Source organism: Sediminihabitans luteus, from assembly GCF_002797595.1.
Classification (GTDB): Bacteria; Actinomycetota; Actinomycetes; order Actinomycetales; family Cellulomonadaceae; genus Paraoerskovia; species Paraoerskovia lutea.
On record NZ_PGFE01000001.1, the window covers coordinates 1,081,789 to 1,099,769 of the forward strand.

Annotated in this window: 16 protein-coding genes; 3 read left to right on the forward strand and 13 right to left on the reverse strand. The window is 74.2% G+C overall.

What is annotated here, in order from left to right; all coding sequences use genetic code 11:
• Positions 1-153 precede the first annotated feature (153 nt).
• A complete protein-coding gene (locus tag CLV28_RS05025) occupies positions 154-2,898 on the forward strand; it encodes a lysylphosphatidylglycerol synthase transmembrane domain-containing protein (protein ID WP_239073299.1) in 2,745 nt (914 codons plus the stop codon).
• Between the two features lie 155 nt (positions 2,899-3,053).
• Positions 3,054-4,079, forward strand: coding sequence for an NADP-dependent oxidoreductase (locus CLV28_RS05030; RefSeq protein WP_100422099.1), 1,026 nt, complete (start codon positions 3,054-3,056; stop codon positions 4,077-4,079).
• A gap of 137 nt (positions 4,080-4,216) precedes the next feature.
• Here the strand turns inward: CLV28_RS05030 and CLV28_RS05035 are convergent, their stop codons facing one another.
• The 4 genes from CLV28_RS05035 to CLV28_RS05050 form a co-directional block, all read right to left on the reverse strand.
• Positions 4,217-4,498, reverse strand: a complete 282-nt coding sequence (locus CLV28_RS05035; RefSeq protein ID WP_100422100.1) for an HU family DNA-binding protein — start codon at positions 4,496-4,498, stop codon at positions 4,217-4,219.
• A 179-nt stretch (positions 4,499-4,677) separates the two neighbouring features.
• Entirely contained in the window at positions 4,678-5,379 is a 702-nt protein-coding gene (locus CLV28_RS05040) for a copper resistance CopC family protein (protein ID WP_100422101.1), read from the reverse strand.
• Between the two features lie 38 nt (positions 5,380-5,417).
• The gene (locus CLV28_RS05045; RefSeq protein ID WP_157802505.1) at positions 5,418-6,077 is read right to left on the reverse strand and encodes a hypothetical protein; all 660 of its coding nucleotides are present in this window, start codon (positions 6,075-6,077) and stop codon (positions 5,418-5,420) included.
• A 105-nt stretch (positions 6,078-6,182) separates the two neighbouring features.
• Complete coding sequence (locus CLV28_RS05050; protein WP_157802506.1) at positions 6,183-6,635, reverse strand: hypothetical protein; 453 nt, start codon at positions 6,633-6,635, stop codon at positions 6,183-6,185.
• A gap of 74 nt (positions 6,636-6,709) precedes the next feature.
• On the opposite strand from CLV28_RS05050, the gene CLV28_RS05055 reads away from it, so the two are divergent.
• Positions 6,710-7,948, forward strand: a complete 1,239-nt coding sequence (locus tag CLV28_RS05055) for an amidohydrolase (RefSeq protein WP_100422104.1) — start codon at positions 6,710-6,712, stop codon at positions 7,946-7,948.
• Between the two features lie 157 nt (positions 7,949-8,105).
• Here CLV28_RS05055 and CLV28_RS05060 read toward each other — a convergent pair whose 3' ends face one another.
• The 9 genes from CLV28_RS05060 to CLV28_RS05095 form a co-directional block, all read right to left on the reverse strand.
• Complete coding sequence (locus CLV28_RS05060) at positions 8,106-9,527, reverse strand: dicarboxylate/amino acid:cation symporter (RefSeq protein WP_100422105.1); 1,422 nt, start codon at positions 9,525-9,527, stop codon at positions 8,106-8,108.
• Between the two features lie 227 nt (positions 9,528-9,754).
• Entirely contained in the window at positions 9,755-9,826 is a 72-nt protein-coding gene (locus tag CLV28_RS16300) for a putative leader peptide (protein ID WP_373314316.1), read from the reverse strand.
• 74 nt (positions 9,827-9,900) lie between these two features.
• Positions 9,901-11,925: a penicillin-binding transpeptidase domain-containing protein gene (locus CLV28_RS05065; protein WP_100422106.1), complete on the reverse strand. Its 2,025-nt coding sequence runs from the start codon at positions 11,923-11,925 to the stop codon at positions 9,901-9,903.
• A gap of 133 nt (positions 11,926-12,058) precedes the next feature.
• A complete protein-coding gene (locus tag CLV28_RS05070) occupies positions 12,059-13,273 on the reverse strand; it encodes a MalY/PatB family protein (RefSeq protein ID WP_203968216.1) in 1,215 nt (404 codons plus the stop codon).
• A gap of 38 nt (positions 13,274-13,311) precedes the next feature.
• Complete coding sequence (locus CLV28_RS05075) at positions 13,312-14,937, reverse strand: LLM class flavin-dependent oxidoreductase (RefSeq protein WP_100422107.1); 1,626 nt, start codon at positions 14,935-14,937, stop codon at positions 13,312-13,314.
• Positions 14,938-15,010: 73 nt separating this feature from the next.
• Positions 15,011-16,576 carry a polyamine aminopropyltransferase gene (locus tag CLV28_RS05080; RefSeq protein ID WP_275405078.1) on the reverse strand — a complete coding sequence of 522 codons (1,566 nt, stop codon included), beginning with the start codon at positions 16,574-16,576 and terminating at the stop codon, positions 15,011-15,013.
• 5 nt (positions 16,577-16,581) lie between these two features.
• Positions 16,582-16,794: a DUF350 domain-containing protein gene (locus CLV28_RS05085; protein ID WP_100422108.1), complete on the reverse strand. Its 213-nt coding sequence runs from the start codon at positions 16,792-16,794 to the stop codon at positions 16,582-16,584.
• Positions 16,795-16,853: 59 nt separating this feature from the next.
• On the reverse strand, positions 16,854-17,537 hold the full coding sequence (locus CLV28_RS05090; RefSeq protein ID WP_157802507.1) for a DUF4178 domain-containing protein: 684 nt from the start codon (positions 17,535-17,537) through the stop codon (positions 16,854-16,856).
• 35 nt (positions 17,538-17,572) lie between these two features.
• Positions 17,573-17,920: an S-adenosylmethionine decarboxylase family protein gene (locus CLV28_RS05095; protein WP_100422110.1), complete on the reverse strand. Its 348-nt coding sequence runs from the start codon at positions 17,918-17,920 to the stop codon at positions 17,573-17,575.
• Positions 17,921-17,981: the final 61 nt, after the last annotated feature.

The window sequence follows — 17,981 nt, forward strand, 5'->3', positions numbered from 1 at the left end:
CCTCCCACCTTGGCAGGACGGACCGCGGGTCGCGCGGCCAGCGCCCGGAGCGCCCGACCCGCACGAGCCCGTGTCCGAACCGTGACGTGCCGTGCGTCTCACACGCCGCCCCGACGCCCGGTGGACGGGCCGTGCGCGGCCTAGACTCGCCGCATGTCCCCGCGCGAGCCTGCCTCCGGCGTGGTCGACGGCGCCGGGGCGATCGTGCCCGCGCCGCCGCCGGGCACGGACGTGCCCTTGTTCGCCGCGCGCGTGCACGAGCCCGACCCCGAGCCAGCCCGCCCGGACGACGAAGGCCTGGTCCGCGTCGTCGACACGGCCGAGGCGCGCATGCGGCACCCGTCCGACCTGCTCGCCATCGTGCTCGCCGCGCTCGGCGTGGTCGTGGTGCTGCTCGCCTCGGTGTACGCGCACGGCACGACCGTCGGCGTGACGGAGGACGTGCGCGGGTTCTCGCAGCTCCTCGCGCAGGTGCTCGTGATCCCCGTCGCGGTGCTCCAGCTCCTGGTCACGGTGTTCGCGCCCGCGGCCGTGCTGATCGAGCTCGGGATCCGCCGACTCGGCCGGCAGATCATCGAGGCCATCAGCGCGGCGGCGCTCGCGTTCGTGCTCGGCGCCCTCGTGGCCGCGGCCGTGATCTGGTGGGGATCCGACTCGCTCGTCGACGGCCTCTCGGTCGGCTACGGCACCGCCGCCGCGCTCGCGCTGCCCGTCTACCCCGCGGCGGTCGCGGCGCTGCTCACCGTCGCGGGCCCGCGCACCCGACGCCGCACGGTCGCGTGGTCCTGGAACCTGCTGTTCTTCACGTTCTTCGTCCTCATCATCACGAACACGGTCTCGTTGCCCGGCGTGTTCGTCGCGCTGCTCGTCGGTCGCGTCGCCGGGTACACCGTGCGCTACGTCTCGGGCGTGCGCTCCGAGCGCGCGTTCGACGGCGACCTCGTGACCGCGATCCGCCGGGCCGGCTTCACGCCGTCCGTGGTCGTGCGCGTGCGCGACCTGTCGGACGACGCGGAGCGCGCGGTCGCGGAGACCGACCCGATCTCGGACGTCGCGGCCGACGGCGAGGTCGTCGCCGCGCTGCACGTCGACCCCGTGCACCGCGACGGCGCCGAGCACCTCGTGTCGGTGACCGAGGACGCCTCGATCGCCCCCGACCTCCTGCCCGCCGACCGCCGCGACGACCCGGCCGACACGACGTCGTCCGACGCCGCGGCCATCGCCCTGAGCCGGGCGGGCGACTCCCGGGTCTACGCGATGTTCACGCCGTACGGGGTGCGGCGCGACGTCGTCGTGCTCGACGGCGACCGCGTGGTCGTCGGGTTCCTGACCCGCCTGTGGCGCGCGCTGCGCCTGCGCGGCGTCGAGGGGCGCAACACGATCAACCTGCGCTCGGTCGCCGAGCGCAACGCCCTGCTCTCGTACGCGGCCACCGCGGCCGGCGTCCGCACGCCGCGGCTGCTCGGCATCGGGGAGGCCGCCGACTCGATGGTGCTCGTCCAGGAGCACTCGGCCGGGGCGGTCTCCCTGCGCGACCTGCCCGCCGAGCGGCTCACCGACGAGGTGCTCGCCGAGGTGTGGCGCCAGCTGCGGACCGCGCACTCCGCCGGGCTCGCGCACCGCGCGCTCACCTCAGACGTCCTGCTCGTCGGCGAGTCGACCGCGAGCGCCCCCGAGGTGTGGATCACGGGCTGGGACCAGGGCGACATCGCGTCGAGCGAGCTCGCGCGGCGCATGGACCTGACGCAGATGGTCGCGCTGCTCGCGCTGCGCGTGGGCGCGCCGCGCGCGGTCGCCTCGGCGGTCGAGGTGCTGCCGGACGACGACATCGCCGCGATCGGCCCGCTCCTGCAGCCGGTCGCGCTGCCGCGCACGACGCGCGACGAGATCCGGCGCGACAAGTCGCTGCTCAAGGACCTGCGCTCGGCGCTCGTCGAACGGCTGCCCGAGGCGGTGATCGAGCCCGAGCAGATCGAGCGGTTCGGCACCCGGCGCATCGTCACGCTGACCCTCACGATCGTCGTGGTCGTCGTCGTGGTCACGACGTTCAACTTCGACCAGATCGCCTCGGCCGTGAGCGAGGCGAACCCGTGGTGGGCGGTCGCGTCGTTCGTGCTCGGCCTGTTCACGTGGCTCGGCGCGGCGTTCACGCTCGTCGCGTTCGCGCCCGTGCGGCTGCCGATGTTCCGGGCCATCGCCAAGCAGGCGGCCGCGTCGTTCGTCGCGCTCGCCGCGCCGGCGGGCGTCGGTGCGGCGGCCCTCGACCTGCGGATGCTCACCCGGCGCGGGGTCACGATGTCGCTGTCGGTCGCGACCGTCGCGGTGATCCAGCTCAGCCAGTTCGTCGTGACAATCGCGATGCTGCTGCTGCTCATGGTCACCACGGGCAAGGGCGACGGGCTCGTCGAGCTGCCGTCGACCACGGTCCTGCTCGCGATCGGCGGCGTCGCGCTGCTCGTCGTCGCTACCCTGCTGATCCCCGGGGTCCGGGTGTGGGTGCTGCGCAAGATCCGCCCGACGCTCCGGCAGGTCTGGCCCGCACTGAGCGCGATCCTGGGCCAGCCCAAGCGGCTCGCGTTCGGCATGCTCGGCAACGTCATCCAGGCGCTGAGCTACGTGCTCGCGTTCGACGCGGCGCTCCAGGCGTTCAACGTCGACCTCACGCTCGTCGACGTGTCGATCATCTACCTCGTGGGCAACACGGCGGGCGCGCTCGTGCCGACGCCGGGCGGCATCGGCACGATCGAGCTCGCGCTCACGGGTGGTCTGACCGCCGCAGGCGTCCCGGCGGGCGTCGCACTCTCGGCGACCGTCGTGTTCCGCGTCGCGACCTACTGGGCGCGCATCCCGATCGGGTGGGTCGCGATGCGGTACCTGCAAAAGGTCAACGACCTGTAGCCCTGTCGTCCGTCGGGCCTGTCGTCCGTCGGGCCCGTCGCCCGCCGGGCCCGTCGCCCGCCGACCCTGTCGTCCGCCGACCCTGTCGCCGAGGCCACACCCCGGACCCCCGCGGACCAGCCGCGAGCAACCGCGCGTCGTGCGACGCTCGATGCATGGACATCCCCACGCAGAGCACGCGCGTGCTGCTGAACGCACGGCCCACCGGCCGGCCCACGCACGCGGACTTCCAGGTCGAGACCGTCGACCTCCCCCCTCTCGCGACCGGCCAGGTGCGCGTCGTCAACGAGTTCTGCTCGGTCGACCCGTACATGCGCGGCCGCATGAACGACGTGAAGTCGTACGTCCCGCCGTTCGCCCTGGGCGAGCCCCTCGTCGGCGCGGCCGTGGGCCGCGTCGTCGCGTCCGAGGCCGACGACGTCGCCGTCGGTGACGTCGTGCTGCACGGCGACGGGTGGCGCGACGTCGCCCAGCTCGACGCGGCCGCCGTCCGCGTCGTCGAGGAGGTGCCGGGCGTCCCGACGTCCGCGTTCCTCGGGATTCTCGGCATGACCGGTCTGACGGCGTGGGTCGGGCTCACGCAGATCGCGCGGTTCCGCGAGGGCGACGCCGTGCTCGTCTCGGGTGCCGCGGGTGCGGTCGGCTCGGCCGCCGGGCAGATCGCCCGCCTCAAGGGCGCGAGCCGCGTCGTCGGCAGCGCGGGCACGCCCGAGAAGGTCGCGGCGCTCGTCGAGCGGTACGGGTTCGACGCGGGCATCGACTACCGGGCCGCGCCGATCCGCAGCCAGCTGCCCGACGCCGCGCCCGACGGCATCGACGTGTACTTCGACAACGTGGGCGGCGACCACCTCGAGGCCGCCCTCGACGTCATGACCACCGGCGGCCGGGTCGCGCTGTGCGGCGCGATCTCCGCCTACAACGCGACCGAGCCGCAGCCCGGGCCCGACAACATGACGAACGTCGTGACGCGCAGCCTCACGCTCACGGGCTTCACGCTCGCCGCGTACCAGCACCACATGCCCGAGTTCCTCGCCGAGGTCGGGCCGTGGGTGCGCTCGGGCGAGCTCGTGTTCGACGAGACCGTGGTCGACGCGGTCGGCGACGTGGGCCGCACGGTCGACGCGTTCCTCGGCCTCCTCGACGGCGAGAACACCGGCAAGATGGTCGTGCGTACGGCCTGACCAGCACCGCAGCCCGGAAGCGACAGGGCCGCCCGCGACGGGGACCGAACGCGACAGGGCCCGGACCACCGAGGTGGTCCGGGCCCTGTGCGCTGACCGCCGGGGCGGTCGCTGCGGCGCTCAGCGCGCCGCGGACGTCACTTCTGGACGGCCTTCTTCAGCACGGAACCCGCGCTGACCTTCACGCCGTAGCCGGCCGGGATCGAGATCTCCTCGCCCGTGCGCGGGTTGCGGCCCGTGCGAGCGGCACGCTCGACACGCTCGACCGACAGCAGGCCCGTGACCTTGACGGCCTCGCCCTGCTCGAGCGACTCCACCAGGACAGCCTGGAGGGCGTCGACCGCAGCACCGGCGTCGACCTTCGACAGGCCGGCCTTCTCGGCGATGGCGGAAACCAGATCGGACTTGTTGAGCGCCATGGGGTTCCTCTCTCAGTTCACGCGGTCGCGGGCGGTTGCCCGCGTGCGTCGGGGACTACTGTGCCATTGAATGCGCCGACTTTCGGCACGAACACGGGCTTTCCCCGGCGATTCTGGGCGAGAAACGTCACTCACGCCCGTCGGGAGCCCTCGAACGGGCGTGCGGACGGCCCTCGCGGTCAGGCCTGACCGCTCGCCGGGCCGTTGCCGCCCGTGAACCCGCGGTTGCGGCGCACCACGAGCAGCACCGTGACCAGCGCCGCGGCGAGCACCGCGGCGCCACCGATCAGGAGCGCGGTGGGCGCGCCGTCGTCGGTCGTGGCGGACGTGACCACGGCCTGCGCGCTCGGCGCGGTGTCGGTGGCCTCGCTCGCGGCGGCGTCGTCCGAGGCAGCGCCGTCCGAGGCGGCGTCGGTCGCGAGATCCGTCGCGACGTCCGAGGTCGCGGCCGGCTCCTGCGTCGCGACCGGGGCCGGCGCGTCGACCGTGAAGCTCAGCTCGCCGTCGATCGGGTGCCCGTCGCCCGAGACGACGCGCCACGCGACGTCGTACTCGCCGTTCGCGAGGTCGGCGGGCAGCGCCTGCGTCACGTCGATGCCCGAGACGGTGGGGGTCCCGTCGGTCACGGCGGTGCCCGACGCGTCGGTCACGACGATCTCGGGCGACACCTCGAGCACCTCCTCGTTGAACGTGAGCGTGATCGCGTCGGGGACGGCGGTCAGGGTCGAGCCGTCCGCGGGGTCGGCGCCCACGAGCTGGTCGTGCGCCTGCGCTGCGCCGGGCACGGCGAGCAGGAGCAGACCCGTGAGGGCGGCCGTGCCGAGTCCGGCGAGGGCGCGGCGGGCGGTCGCCGGGCGGGCGGGGAGGTTCTGGCGGGTCATCGGGATCCTTCGGTCAGGGTGCCCGGGCGTCGGGCAGGTCAGAGGGCGGGAGCGGGCGCGCGCGGCGGGCCCCGCACGAGCACGGCCGTGCGGGCGCGCACGAGGCGCGGCCGCTGCCGCACCCGCGCCCGCAACACCGGGCGGACGACGCCGGGCGGGGTCGCGGCCGGGACGCGCAGTGCGATCCACGCCGCGAGGCCGCGCACCGCCTGCTCGCCGCGGGCGACGAGCACCCCGGCGACGAGCGCGGCGACCGCGTGCGCGACGAGCATCGCCGCGGGGTCGCCGTGCGTGAGCATGCCGACCGGCGACGGCGCGCACACGGCCACGGGCGATCCTGCGCCCAGCGCCGTGCTCCCGGCCAGAGTGCTCCCGACCAGCGCCGTGCCCGCGTGCGCGGCGTGCGGGTCCGCGAGCCCGTCGGGTGCGCACGGCACCGCCCCGCCGAGCATGGACATCCCGCGGTGCAGCCCGGCCTGCCCCACGGCCAGGACGAGGACCAGCCGCGCGGCCGTCGTCGTCCACCGGGAGGCCGCGGCGACGACCGCGAGCGTGACCGCGGCGAGCGCGACCGCACCGACGACGCCCGGCAGCGTGCCGCCCGCGAGCACGTGGCCCGTCGCGGACAGCGCGAGCACGAGGGTCGCGACGACCGCGGTGCGCGCGAGGCGCAGCGGGCGGTCGAGGGTGGCGGGCACGGCGTCCACTCTAGGTGCCGCTCCACCCGCGATCGCGTGATCCGTCACGCGAATCGGCCCAGAACGGTGACAGATCGCGCGGTCGGCGGTGGGGGTCGGCGGGGGTCAGCCGCCCGTGGTCTCGAGCGGCGAGACCGTGATCGTCTCGGGCTCCGACGTCCCGACGCTCACGTCGACCTTCCCGGCGGGCAGGTCGAGCGGCACCGGCACCGTGATCGACAGCGTGCCCGACGGCCCGGCGTCGGCCGTGCCGCCCGCGTACGTCTGCCCGTCGTGGTCGAACACGACCTCGAGCCCCTGCAGGGGATCTCCCGCGTCGCCGTCGGGGGTGTCGTCGCAGTCGCTCATGAACCCCTCGCCCGTGATCATCACGGACTCCCCCGGTGCCACGGCGCGGGGCTCGACCGTGATGCTGGGTGCCTCGCACGCCGCCGAGGCGCCGACGGTCGGCGTCGACGCGCACCCCGCGAGCAGCGCCGCGGTGACGATCCCGCCCGCGACGATCCCGCCCGCCACGAGCACGGCCGGTCGGTGCGGTGCTGCGCGTCGCGGGCTCATGGGCCGAGCATGACAGACCGACCGCGGCGGCGCCGTCCTGCACACGTCCAGGTCGAAGGAGTATGGATAGAGGTATGACCACTCGCAGCAGCATCGCCATCACCCACGGCTACGTCGTCCCCGTCGCGTCCGCACCCCTGGACGACGCGACCGTCCTCATCGAGGACGGCGTGATCACGGCCGTCGGCACGGACGTCACGGTGCCGGACGGCGTCCGCGTCCTCGACGCCGGGGGCCGCTGGGTGCTCCCGGGGTTCGTCGAGTCGCACGCGCACATGGGGATGCACGAGGAGGGCGAGGGCTGGGCGGGCAACGACACCAACGAGTCGACCAACCCGAACGGCGCCGCGTTCCGCGCGATCGACGGCCTGTACGTCGAGGACGAGGGGTTCCGCGACGCGCTCGCGGGCGGCGTCACGACGGCCGTCGTCAAGCCCGGCTCGGCCAACCCGATCGGCGGGCAGACCGTCGCGATCAAGACGTGGGGCGGGCGCACGGTCGACGAGCAGGTGATCCGCGCGGCCGTGTCGGTCAAGTCCGCGCTCGGCGAGAACCCGAAGCGCGTGTACGGCGACCGCAAGAAGACACCGTCGACCCGCATGGGCGTCGCGCAGGTGATCCGCGAGGCGTTCGTCGAGGCGCAGGCGTACGCGGCCGCACGCGACGCCGCGCAAGCCGAGGGCAAGCCGTTCGCGCGCGACCTGGCCAAGGAGACGCTCGCGCGCGTGCTCGACGGCGAGCTGTTCTGGGACCAGCACACGCACCGCGCCGACGACATCGCGACCGCGCTGCGCCTCGCGGACGAGTTCGGGTACCGGCTCGTGGTCAACCACGGCACCGACGGCGCCGCGATCGCCGACGTGCTCGCCGAGCGCGACGTGCCGGTGATCTTCGGCCCGCTGCTCACCTCGCGGTCCAAGGTCGAGCTGCGCGACCGCTCGATCGGGGCGCTCGGGGCGCTCGCCCGCGCCGGGGTGCGGGTCGCGATCACGACCGACCACCCCGTGGTGCCTATCAACTTCCTGGTGCACCAGGCGTCGTTCGCGGTCAAGGAGGGGCTCGACCGCGACGTCGCGCTCGCGGCCCTCACGACCAACCCGGCCGCGTTCCTCGACCTCGACGACCGCGTGGGTGCGCTCGCGCCAGGGCTCGACGGCGACGTCGTCGTGTGGTCGGGCGACCCGCTCGACGTGACCGCGCGCGCCGAGCACGTGCTCATCACCGGGACCGAGGTCTACACGTGGGACCGCGAGGCCGACGGCGGCCGGGGCCGCGGTCGGGTCGTGGAGCGCTCGGAGCGGTTCACCGCCTGACCCCGGGCGCACGCCCACCGCCGAACGCGCGATCCGTCACGGTTCTGAGCCAGAATCCGTGACAGATCGCGCGTTCGGCGGTGGGGCGGCCGGCGGTGGGGCAGCCGGGCGGTGGGGCGGCCGGGCGGTGGGGCGGCCGGGCGGTGGGGCGGCCGGGTCAGACCTTCGCGTGCTCGCGCGGCCCCGCGACCTCGGTGGCGGACGACGCGACCGCGGTCCCGTCGTCCGGCACCTCGGTCCGGGCGTCCGCCTCGTCGTCCGAGAAGAGGTCCTCGGTCGTGACCGAGTCGTACTGCTCCTGGTCGAGGATCCCCTCGCGCTTGGCGACGACGGTCGGCACGAGCACCTGACCGGCGACGTTGACCGCGGTACGGCCCATGTCGAGCATCGGGTCGATGGCGAGCAGCAGTCCGACGCCCGCGAGCGGCAGGCCCAGGGTCGAGAGCGTGAGCGTGAGCATCACGAGCGCGCCGGTGAGGCCCGCGGTCGCGGCCGAGCCGACGACCGACACGAACGCGATGAGCAGGTAGTCGGTGATCGACAGGTGCACGCCGAAGATCTCGGCGACGAAGATCGCGCTGATCGCGGGGTAGATCGAGGCGCAGCCGTCCATCTTGGTCGTCGCGGCGAGCGGCACCGCGAACGACGCGTACTCGCGCGGCACGCCGAGGTTCCGCTCGGTCACGCGCTGCGTCACGGGCAGCGTGCCGATCGACGAGCGCGAGACGAACGCGAGCTGGATCGCGGGCCACGCGCCCTTGAAGTAGCTGCGGATCCGCAGCCCGTTCGAGCGCAGGATGATCGGGTAGACGACGAACAGGACGATCGCGAGACCCGTGTAGATCGCGATCGCGAACTTCCCGAGCGGTGCGAGCAGGTCCCAGCCGTAGGTCGCGATCGCGTAGCCGATGAGGCCCGCGGTGCCGATCGGCGCGAGGCGGATGATCCACCACAGCACGGTCTGGATGATCGACAGCGCCGAGCGGTTGAACGCGAGGAACGGCTCGGCCTTGGCGCCGACCTTGAGCGTCGCGACGCCGATCACGAGCGCGATCACGACGATCTGGAGCACGTTGAACGAGATCGAGGTGCTCGCGCTGGTCGTGCCGTCGGCGGCCGTCTCGAGCTGCGTGCCCGCGCCGATGCCGAGGAAGTTCCCGGGGATCAGGCCGTTGAGGAAGTCGAGCCAGCTGCCGCTGCGGCCCGGGTCGGCGCCGTCCTCGGGGCTCAGGCCCGTGCCGGTGCCGGGCTGGAAGATCAGCCCGAGGCCGATGCCGACGGCCACCGAGATGAGCGCGGTGATCGCGAACCACAGCAGGGTCTGGCCGGCGAGACGCGCGGCGTTGGTGACCTTCCGCAGGTTCGCGATCGACGCGACGATCGCGGTGAACACGAGCGGCGGCACGATCGCCTTGAGCAGCGTCACGAACGACGTGCCGATGGTGCCGAGCGTCGACGCGAGCCAGTTGGGCGTCTCGTGGTCGGTGCCGGCGTCGACGGGGCCGAGGCTCAGCGCGAGGGCGCCGAGGACGATCCCGATGCCGAGGCCGAGGAGGATCTGGACGGAGAACGACGGCATGCGGAGCCGTCGGCGCGTGGGCGTCGTCGACGCCGGTGCAGGGGTGGTGGACACGGGGATACCTCTCGCGATCCACCGGCGAACGCGTCATGCGTCGCGCCTACGGGCACGCAGACGTGACGGATCCCGCGTTCGGCGGTGGGTGGGGGTGGACGGGCGTGGGACGCGCACCCGGCGGGTCGTCAGCCGGGAGGGCCGCCGGCGTGGCCGGCGTCAGGCGCGTGGGGTCAGCGACACAGCGCGCTGGCGACCCGGTGCAGGTCGACGGCGCGGCGCTCGGTGAGGTTCCACGGGGTCATGGTGGGGACAACCTGAGAGCCGCCCCGCCGTATTCCCGTCCCGGCCACCCCGCGGGTGTGACCGTGGACACCCGTCAGGCGATCCGCTCCAGGAACTCGTGCAGCAGCGGCCCGGCCGTGGTCGAGCCGTACTCGCCGTCCGCGACCATGACCGCGACCGCGACGTCGTCCTGGACCGCGATCATCCACGCGTGCGCGTGCGTGCCGTCGCCGAACTGCGCCGTCCCCGTCTTCGCGGCGAGGTCGCCCGGCAGGTCGCCCAGGACCTCGGCGCTGCCGTCGGTGACGACGCCGCGCATGAGCGTGTGCAGCGTGTCCGCCTCGCCCTCCGTGAGCCCCGAGTCGGGCACGACCGTCGCGCTCGGGCTCGGATCCGCGGTGCCGGTGGGGCCCGCGGTCCCGCTCGCGCTCTCTGACGCCGCCCCCGCGGCCACGTCGTCGCCCGACGTCGCCCCCGCGGCCGGGCGCACGAGCACAGGGTCGACCCGATGCCCGGCCGCGACGCTCGCCGCGAGGCGCGCCATCGCGAGCGGCGACGCGACGATCTCACCCTGCCCGATCATCGAGGCCGCGTGCGCGGTCTCGCCCGCCGTCGTCGGCACGTCGCCCCAGGCCGCCGGCGCACCGAACGCGGGCGCCGGGACGCCGAGCCCGAGGTCGGCCGCGGCGTCGTGCAGCGCCTGCTGGTCGACCGCGTCGCGCTGCCCGATCATCGCCGTGTTGCACGAGTTCGCGAACGCGACGCTCAGCGGCACGTCGCCCGTCGCGTCCGCCGGGTAGCCGGGCACGTTGCGGAACTCGCGCCCGTCGACCGTGATCGACGCCGGGCAGGCCACGGTCGAGTCGGGCGTCAGTCCCGTGCGGAGCATCCCGAGCGTCGAGGCCACCTTGAACGTCGAGCCCGGCGCGTACTCGCCGAGCGTCGCGGTCGACAGCCCGTCGCCGCCCGGCCCGCTCGCCGCGACGAGCACGTCGCCCGTCGACACGTCGATCGCGACCAGGGCGCTCGCGGGGGCGACGTCCGCGAGCACGTCCTCCGCGACCGTCTGCATGCCCACGTCGAGGGTCGTCGCGAGCGGGACGCCCGCGACCGGCGGGGTCGAGAACAGCTCGGTCGGGTCGCCCTCGGCCGGCTGCAGGCTGATCGTCCGCCCGGGCGTGCCGCGCAGCTGCGCGTCGTACTGCTGCTGCAGGCCCGACAGCCCGGCCGTGTCCCCGGCCAGCACCGCGCCGTCCGACGCCTCGACGACCTCCGCGGTCGCGTCGCCCGCACGGCCCAGCAGGGCGCGCGCGAAGTCGCGCGTCGGGGCCAGCGGCAGCTGGTCCGGGACGGTCACGACGCCCGGGATCGCCTGCGCGGCCTCGACGTCGAGGGACGTGGTGTCGTCCTGGCGCACCGTGATCGCCTCGACGAACGCCTTGTCCCCCGCGTTCTCGACGCGCGTGGCGTAGTCGTCGGCGTCGAGGCCCACGAGCGCCGCGAGCTCGCGCGCGGCCTTCCGCTGGGCCGCGGCGTCCGTGGCCCGGGTCTTGTCGACCCCCACGCGGTAGACCGCACGGTCCTTGACGATCGGGTCGCCGCCCTCGCCCAGGATCCCCGCGCGCTCTGCGCGCACCCGGTCGACCGTGAGCGACCCGCCGTCGGCGAGGTGCGGCAGCAGGACGTCGGGCTCCCAGTCGACCTGCCAGACGACGTCGGTCTCGACGCCCTCGGGCGCGTCGACCTTCTCGAGCATGACGTCCGTCGTGTACGTCCACGGGTCGTCGGGCGAGACGTCCCACGTCCAGGCGAACGTCGCGGTCGCGTGGTCCGCGTCGTTGACGTGCGGGGTCACGCGGGTCACGTCGACCGTGCGCGCGACGTCGGCGAGCGGCTCGAACAGCGTGTCGCGGGCCGCGGCCACGTCGTCCGCCGCGAGCTCCGTGCCGTCGTCCGCGGCGAGCGCGAGCCCTTCGAAGGACCCGCCCGCGAGGGCCCGGGCGAGCTCGGCGGCGGCGTCCTCGGGCTCCGGGTCGGGCGGGGAGCACGCCGTGAGGCTCAGACCTGCGACCGTCGCGACGAGCGCGACGACCCCCGTACGTGCTGCCCTGCCCTGCATGTCGTGCCCCTCTGCCGACCGGTTCGGGCTGATTCGCCCGGTGCACCGTAGCCCGCGGCGGTTGCCGGGGTCACCCGGCGTGGCGTACGTTCACGCGACCCTCACGTCCCGGCGATGGACCTCGGCGATGCCGTCACCGCGCGAGCGCCGCACCCATCCGCTCGACCGCCTCGGTGAGGATCGCCGGCGACGTCGCGAGGTTGACGCGCACGTGCCCGCGCCCGGCCTCGCCGAACGTCGCGCCCTCGTTGACGGCGACCCGCGCCTCGTCGAGGAAGTACCGCGACGGCGTCCGACCACCGGCGGCCCCCAGGTCGAGGCCCCGGCAGTCGACCCACCCGAAGTAGGTCGCCTCGGCGGGCCGGTGGACCGCGCCGGGCAGGTGGATCTCGACGAGGTCGGCGAACAGCTCCTTGTTGCGGTCGATGCCGCGCAGCACCGCGTCGAGCCACGGGACCGCGTCGCGCAGTGCGGCGGCGTGCGCGACGGCCGCGAGGTGCGAGACGCCGTGGTTCGCGATCTCGGGGATCCGTCGAAGGTCGTGCGCGGCACCGGGACCGGCGACGGCGACCGCCGTCTTGAGCCCTGCGAGGTTCCACGCCTTCGACGCCGAGAGCACCGTGATCGCGTCGTCCGACCCGTCGACGCTCAGCAGCGGCGTGAACCGGGGCCCGTCGGTCGCGAGGTGCCCTGCGAGCGGTGCGTGGATCTCGTCGGCCACCACGCGCACCCCGTAACGGGCGGCGAGCGCGAGCGCGGCCTCGAGCTCGGCGCGCGTGTGCGCGGTGCCCGTCGGGTTGTGCGGGTTGCACAGCAGGTAGACGGCGCGGCGTCCGCTGCCCGGGCCGTCGCCGTGCGCGGCGACGCCCGTCGCGTCGGCGAACGCGGCCTCGAGCGCGTCGAGGTCGATCCGCCCGTCGGCGAGCGGCGCCTCGACGATGCGACGCCCCGCGTTGCCGGGGAACGAGTAGAACGGCGGGTACACGGGCGGGTTGACGACGACGGCGTCGCCCGGCCCGGTGAGGACGCCAATGACCTCGGTCAGCCCGACCATGACGTCGGCGAGCGTGCGCGTGCGTGCGACGTCGATCTCCCAGCCCCAGCGGGGTGCCGCGAACCCGGCGAGCGCCTCGGCGTACCCGGTGCCGTGGTCGTAGCCCGTGTCACCGTCCTGCATCGCGCGGTGCACGGCATCGACGACCTGCGGCGCGAGCGTCACGTCCATCTCGGCGACGAACAGCGGCAGCACGTCGGGCGCGTACGCGCGCCACTTGACGGACGTGCGGCGCCGCAGGTCGGCGAGCGTGAGGGTGTCGAAGGGCGTGAGGTCGGGGGTCTCGGTGGCCACGTGTCCACGCTACCCGGGCGGGCGGCGTCCGACCCCGGTCAGCCGAGGCCGTGGCGGGCGAGCGGTTCGACGAGCTCGCGCTCCTCGTACGCCAGGTGCGACAGGAGGGTGTCGCTCAGCAGGTCGACCGCGGCGCGCAGCCCGGCGATCCCGGCGGCGGGGTCGGGCTCGGCGACCATCGCGACGAGCGCCTGGTCGACGCCCTCGAGCACCTCGTGGATCGTGTGGTGCTCGGCCTCGAGGCGGTCGATCACGGGCGCGAGCGCGGGCTCGGCCGAGCGCAGGTGCGGGAACATCGACTGGTCCTCGATGGTGTGGTGCGTCGTGACGACGCGGCAGTACGACTCGCAGTAGGTGCCGAGCGTCCAGGAGTTCTGCCGCATGGTCATGGTGTTGATCGCGGAGCGCGCCGCGCCGACGCTCAGCGCCCCGGCCGCGACCTGGTCGATGAGCCCCTGGACCTGGTCGAGCTCGGCGCGCAGGTGGTCGTGCACGTCGACGAGGTGCTGACCGGTCGCGGTCTCGTGCGGGGTGTACTCCCGGCCCGCGGGGGCGCCGGGCCCGCTCGGCCGGGTCGACTCGTCCCAGGCGCGGACGGCGCTGCGCCGGGTCCCGTCGTCCGGCGTCGGCGTGACTCGCAGCCCGGCCCCGGACGCGGCGGAGGGGCTCGGACCGGCCGCTCGACCGACGTCCGACACCTGACCACCCGCGACGCGCGCGGCCTTGACGTCCTTCGCCTCCTCCGCCCCGTCCGTGGCCTCCGTGGTCATGGTGGAGGCACCACGGGCCCGCTCGCCGTCGACGAGCTCGCGGACGGCGGGCGCGACCTCGGTCGCGAAGCGGCGGATCGTCCCCGCGTCGTCGGTCGCGAGCACGAACGCGCTCGTGCCGTGCTCGAGCGTGAGCGCGGCGAGCTGCTCGGCCCAGTCCTGCGGCGAGCCCTGGAGCATCCCCGCCCCGCGGCCGAAGCGCCCGTTGACGTTGTAGAGGCGGCGGACGTCGGCCGGCGCGCGTCCGGCGTCGGCCGCGGCCTGGTCGATGCGGGCGTTGGCCTCGGCGAGCTTCTCGGGGCCGAGGTAGGCCATGGACGGCCACCAGCCGTCGGCGAGGCGGCCGACGAGCCGCTGCATGCGCGGGCCGACGGCCCCGACCCAGATCGCCATGTCGTGCGCGGGCGCGGGCCCGGGGTGCGCGCCGTGCACGTCGTAGTGGGTGCCGCGGCGGCGCACCGACCCGGAGTCCTCGGCCCACAGGTCGCGCACGATCGCGATGGCCTCGGCGAGCGACTCGACGGCCTCGCCGGGTGTGCGGCGCGGCCCGCCGTTGGCGGCGATCGCGTCCCAGAACGCGCCCGCGCCGATCCCGAGCTCGACGCGTCCGCCGGTCAGGCGGTCGAGGCTCGCGTGGCTGCGGGCCAGCACCGCGGGGTCGCGCAGCGGCAGGTTGGCGACGTCGAGCGCGACGCGCACGTTCACGGTGCTCGCACCGATGACGGACAGCAGCGTCCACGCGTCGAGGAACTTCGCCTGGTACGGGTGGTCCTGGAGCGCGACGAGGTCGAGGCCCGTCTCGTCGGCCACGCGGGCGAGCGCGACGACGCGCTCGGCGTCCGCGGCGGACGGCGTCAGGAAGGTGCCGAAGAGGAGGTCGTGCCCGTAGTCCATGCTGCTCCAGCCGCCGTTCCGTCGAGGATTCGACGGTATACCCGCGGCGACGCCCCCGGCGCGGTCGCGGCGGTCAGTACCGCCAGTGCCGCATGTCGTCCTGGTACGTGCGGTAGATCGTGGGCGACAGGAGCGTCGAGACGGGCATGGCGCGGCGCTCCCCCGGGCTGTCCGCACCGAGTCGTGTGGTCGCGGCGAGCGACTCCGGGGTGTGGAACCGCAGCCCCGCGGGCAGGGGCGTGCGCGCGAACAGCGCGTCGCGCGTCGGCACGGACAGCGCGAAACCCCATTCGCCGAACGACGGGACGTTGACGGTCAGCGGCACCACGGTGCGCCCCGGTGCGGCGGCGTCGAGCGTCGCGACGACCTGCCAGAACGCGTCGGGAGTGAAGTAGGACGACGTCGCCTGGGTCGCGACGACGCCGCCGGGGCGCAGGTGCGCGACGACCATCGCGTAGAACTCCTGCGAGTAGAGCTTCGCGATGCGTTCGTTCGACGGGTCGACGAGGTCGACGAGCACCGCGTCGAACGTCTCGTCGGTCGTGTCGACCCACCGGAACGCGTCGCCGTTGACGACGTGCACGCGCGGGTCGTCGTACGCGTGGCCGTTGAGGTCGGCGACGAGCCGGTGCGTGCGCGCGAGCTCGGTCACGGCCGGGTCGAGGTCGACCACCGTCACCGAGTCGACGCCCGGGTAGCGCAGCACCTCGCGCGCGAGCATCCCGTCGCCCCCGCCCAGGATCGCGACGTCCCGCGGCCCGGCGACCGACGTGAGCGCCGCGTGCGCGAGCGTCTCGTGGTACCGGGCCTCGTCGACCGACGAGAACTGGAGCTGGTCGCTCAGGTAGAGGCGGACGTCGCCCCGGTAGTCCGTCAGCACGAGCTTCTGGTACGGGGTCGCGTCGTAGTACACGACCGGGTCCTGGTAGAGCCGCGTGTTGACGGCCTCCTCGAGCACGTGCGACGCGGCGAAGCACACCGTGAGCAGCGTGAGCGTCCCGACCGAGAGCCACGTCCAGCGGGCGCGCTGCCCGAGCCGGCGCAGCATGAACAGCGCGACGAGCACGTTGCCGATCGCGACCGCGAACGCGGTGCGCATGAGCCCGAGGTACGGCAGCAGCACGAACGGGAACGCGAGCGACGCCGCGAGCGCCCCGAAGTAGTCGACCGCGAGCACCTTCGACAGCAGCGCGACCGACTCGTCGCGACCGTTGTCCTTGAGCAGCGCGACGAGCAGCGGGATCTCGACGCCGATCCCCGCGCCGATCGCAAGGCTCAGCAGCACGAAGACGAGCCAGTAGACCTCGGTGAGGCTGAACGCCGCGAACAGCACGAGCACCGAGCTGCCGCCCACGAGGCTCAGCAGCAGCTCGTTGCGCACGAAGTTCAGCCCGGCCGAGCGGGCAAGCCGCGCCGAGACGAGCGAGCCGAGGCCCATGCCGAACAGCGTGAGCCCGGTCGCGACGGAGAACGCGACGACCGAGTCGCCGAACAGGTACGACGCGGCGGTGCCGAGGATCAGCTCGTAGACGATCCCGCCGACGGCGACCAGCAGCGCCGCGGCGAACACGGTCGGGCGGTCCATCTCCGGGGCCGAGGCCGGGGGCGCCGTCCGCGGCCCGGCCGGGCCGGTCGTCACGGCGCTCAGGACGAGATCGTCCCCGCGACGATGATGCCGATCGCGACCGCGAGGCCGCCGAGCATGAGGCCGAACGCGACGTTGTGCTCCTCGACGAGCTCGTGGTGCAGGTTGAGCTTGAACGTCTTGTTGACGACGACGATCGTGCCGACCAGCAGCACGATGCCGAGCACCGAGTAGAGGATCGTCGAGAGCAGCTCGATCAGGACGTCGGGCATGGGTGACTCCTTGGTGTGGGTGGTGTCGTGCGGTCGAACGGCAGGTGCGAGAGGGCCGGCTACTTCCCGAGCCCGCCGCCACCGCCGCCGTAGACCGAGCGGTGGTCGCAGCCGGAGAGCCCCCGGCTCGTGCAGCCGGAGTTCACGTAGATGCTGTCGAGGTCCTCGTCGTCGTCCGCGTGGGCCGCGGCGACCATCGCCCAGATCAGCAGGCCGAGCACCGCGGCGACCAGGAACGCGACCACGATCGTGCCCGGGCTCGGGGGCGTGCGACGCGAGATGCGTCGGCCGAGGACGACCTGCTCCTCGGGATGGTCCAGCGGCCTGGCCCGGTAGACCCGGATCGAGTGCTCGTCGAACTTCTCGACGTCGAGCCGCCCGCGCGGCCCGGCCAGCTCGGCGTACCGGACCACCTGCCCGGGCACGATCGGCACGGGCAGGTGACCCTCGACGTGGACGGCCCGCCCCGCGCCCCGCGCGCGCACCGTGAACGTGGACGGCCTGCCAGCGCGGGTCAGCGTCACACGCTGCCCCGGCACCCACGTCTCGACCTCGGGCCACTCCTCGACCTCGACCTGGTCGTGCAACGTGACCTGCCGGTCCGCGTGCTCGTACTCGATCCACGGCTCGGCGCCGTCGGAGCGGCGAAGCGCCCACTCCTCCCACGTCTCGTCGGGGTCGGCCACGGACACGTAGACCACGACCCCCGTGACCTCGTGCCGCAGGCCGGACATCGTCAGCACGTCACCGATCGCGAGCCTGGCTCGCGTCCGCACGCTCACACCAGCCGCCGGACGGTCACCGCGGTCGCCGCGAGCAGGTCGGTCAGCAGGGCCGCGGTCTCGTCCTCGAACGCGTCGGACGCCGGAGCCCGGCAGGTCGTGAGCGTGAGGTACGCGGTGCCGTCCTCGGGCCACGTGTGCACCGCGAGGTGGGACTCGGCGAGCACGACGGCCAGGCTGAAGCCCTGCGGCTCGAACCGGTGGGAGGCCTCGGCGACGCGCGTGAGCCCGGAGGCGTCGAGCACGCGGTCGACGGCGTGGCGCACGGAGGGCTCGTGGTCCAGGAGCGCGGGGTCCGCCCCGGCGACGTCGAACACGTAGACGAGGTTGCGGTTCGGGGGCATGTGCGCGGTGTTTCCTGGTTCGTGCTGGTCTCGACGGGTTGTCGGCCGTGACCCTAGATGT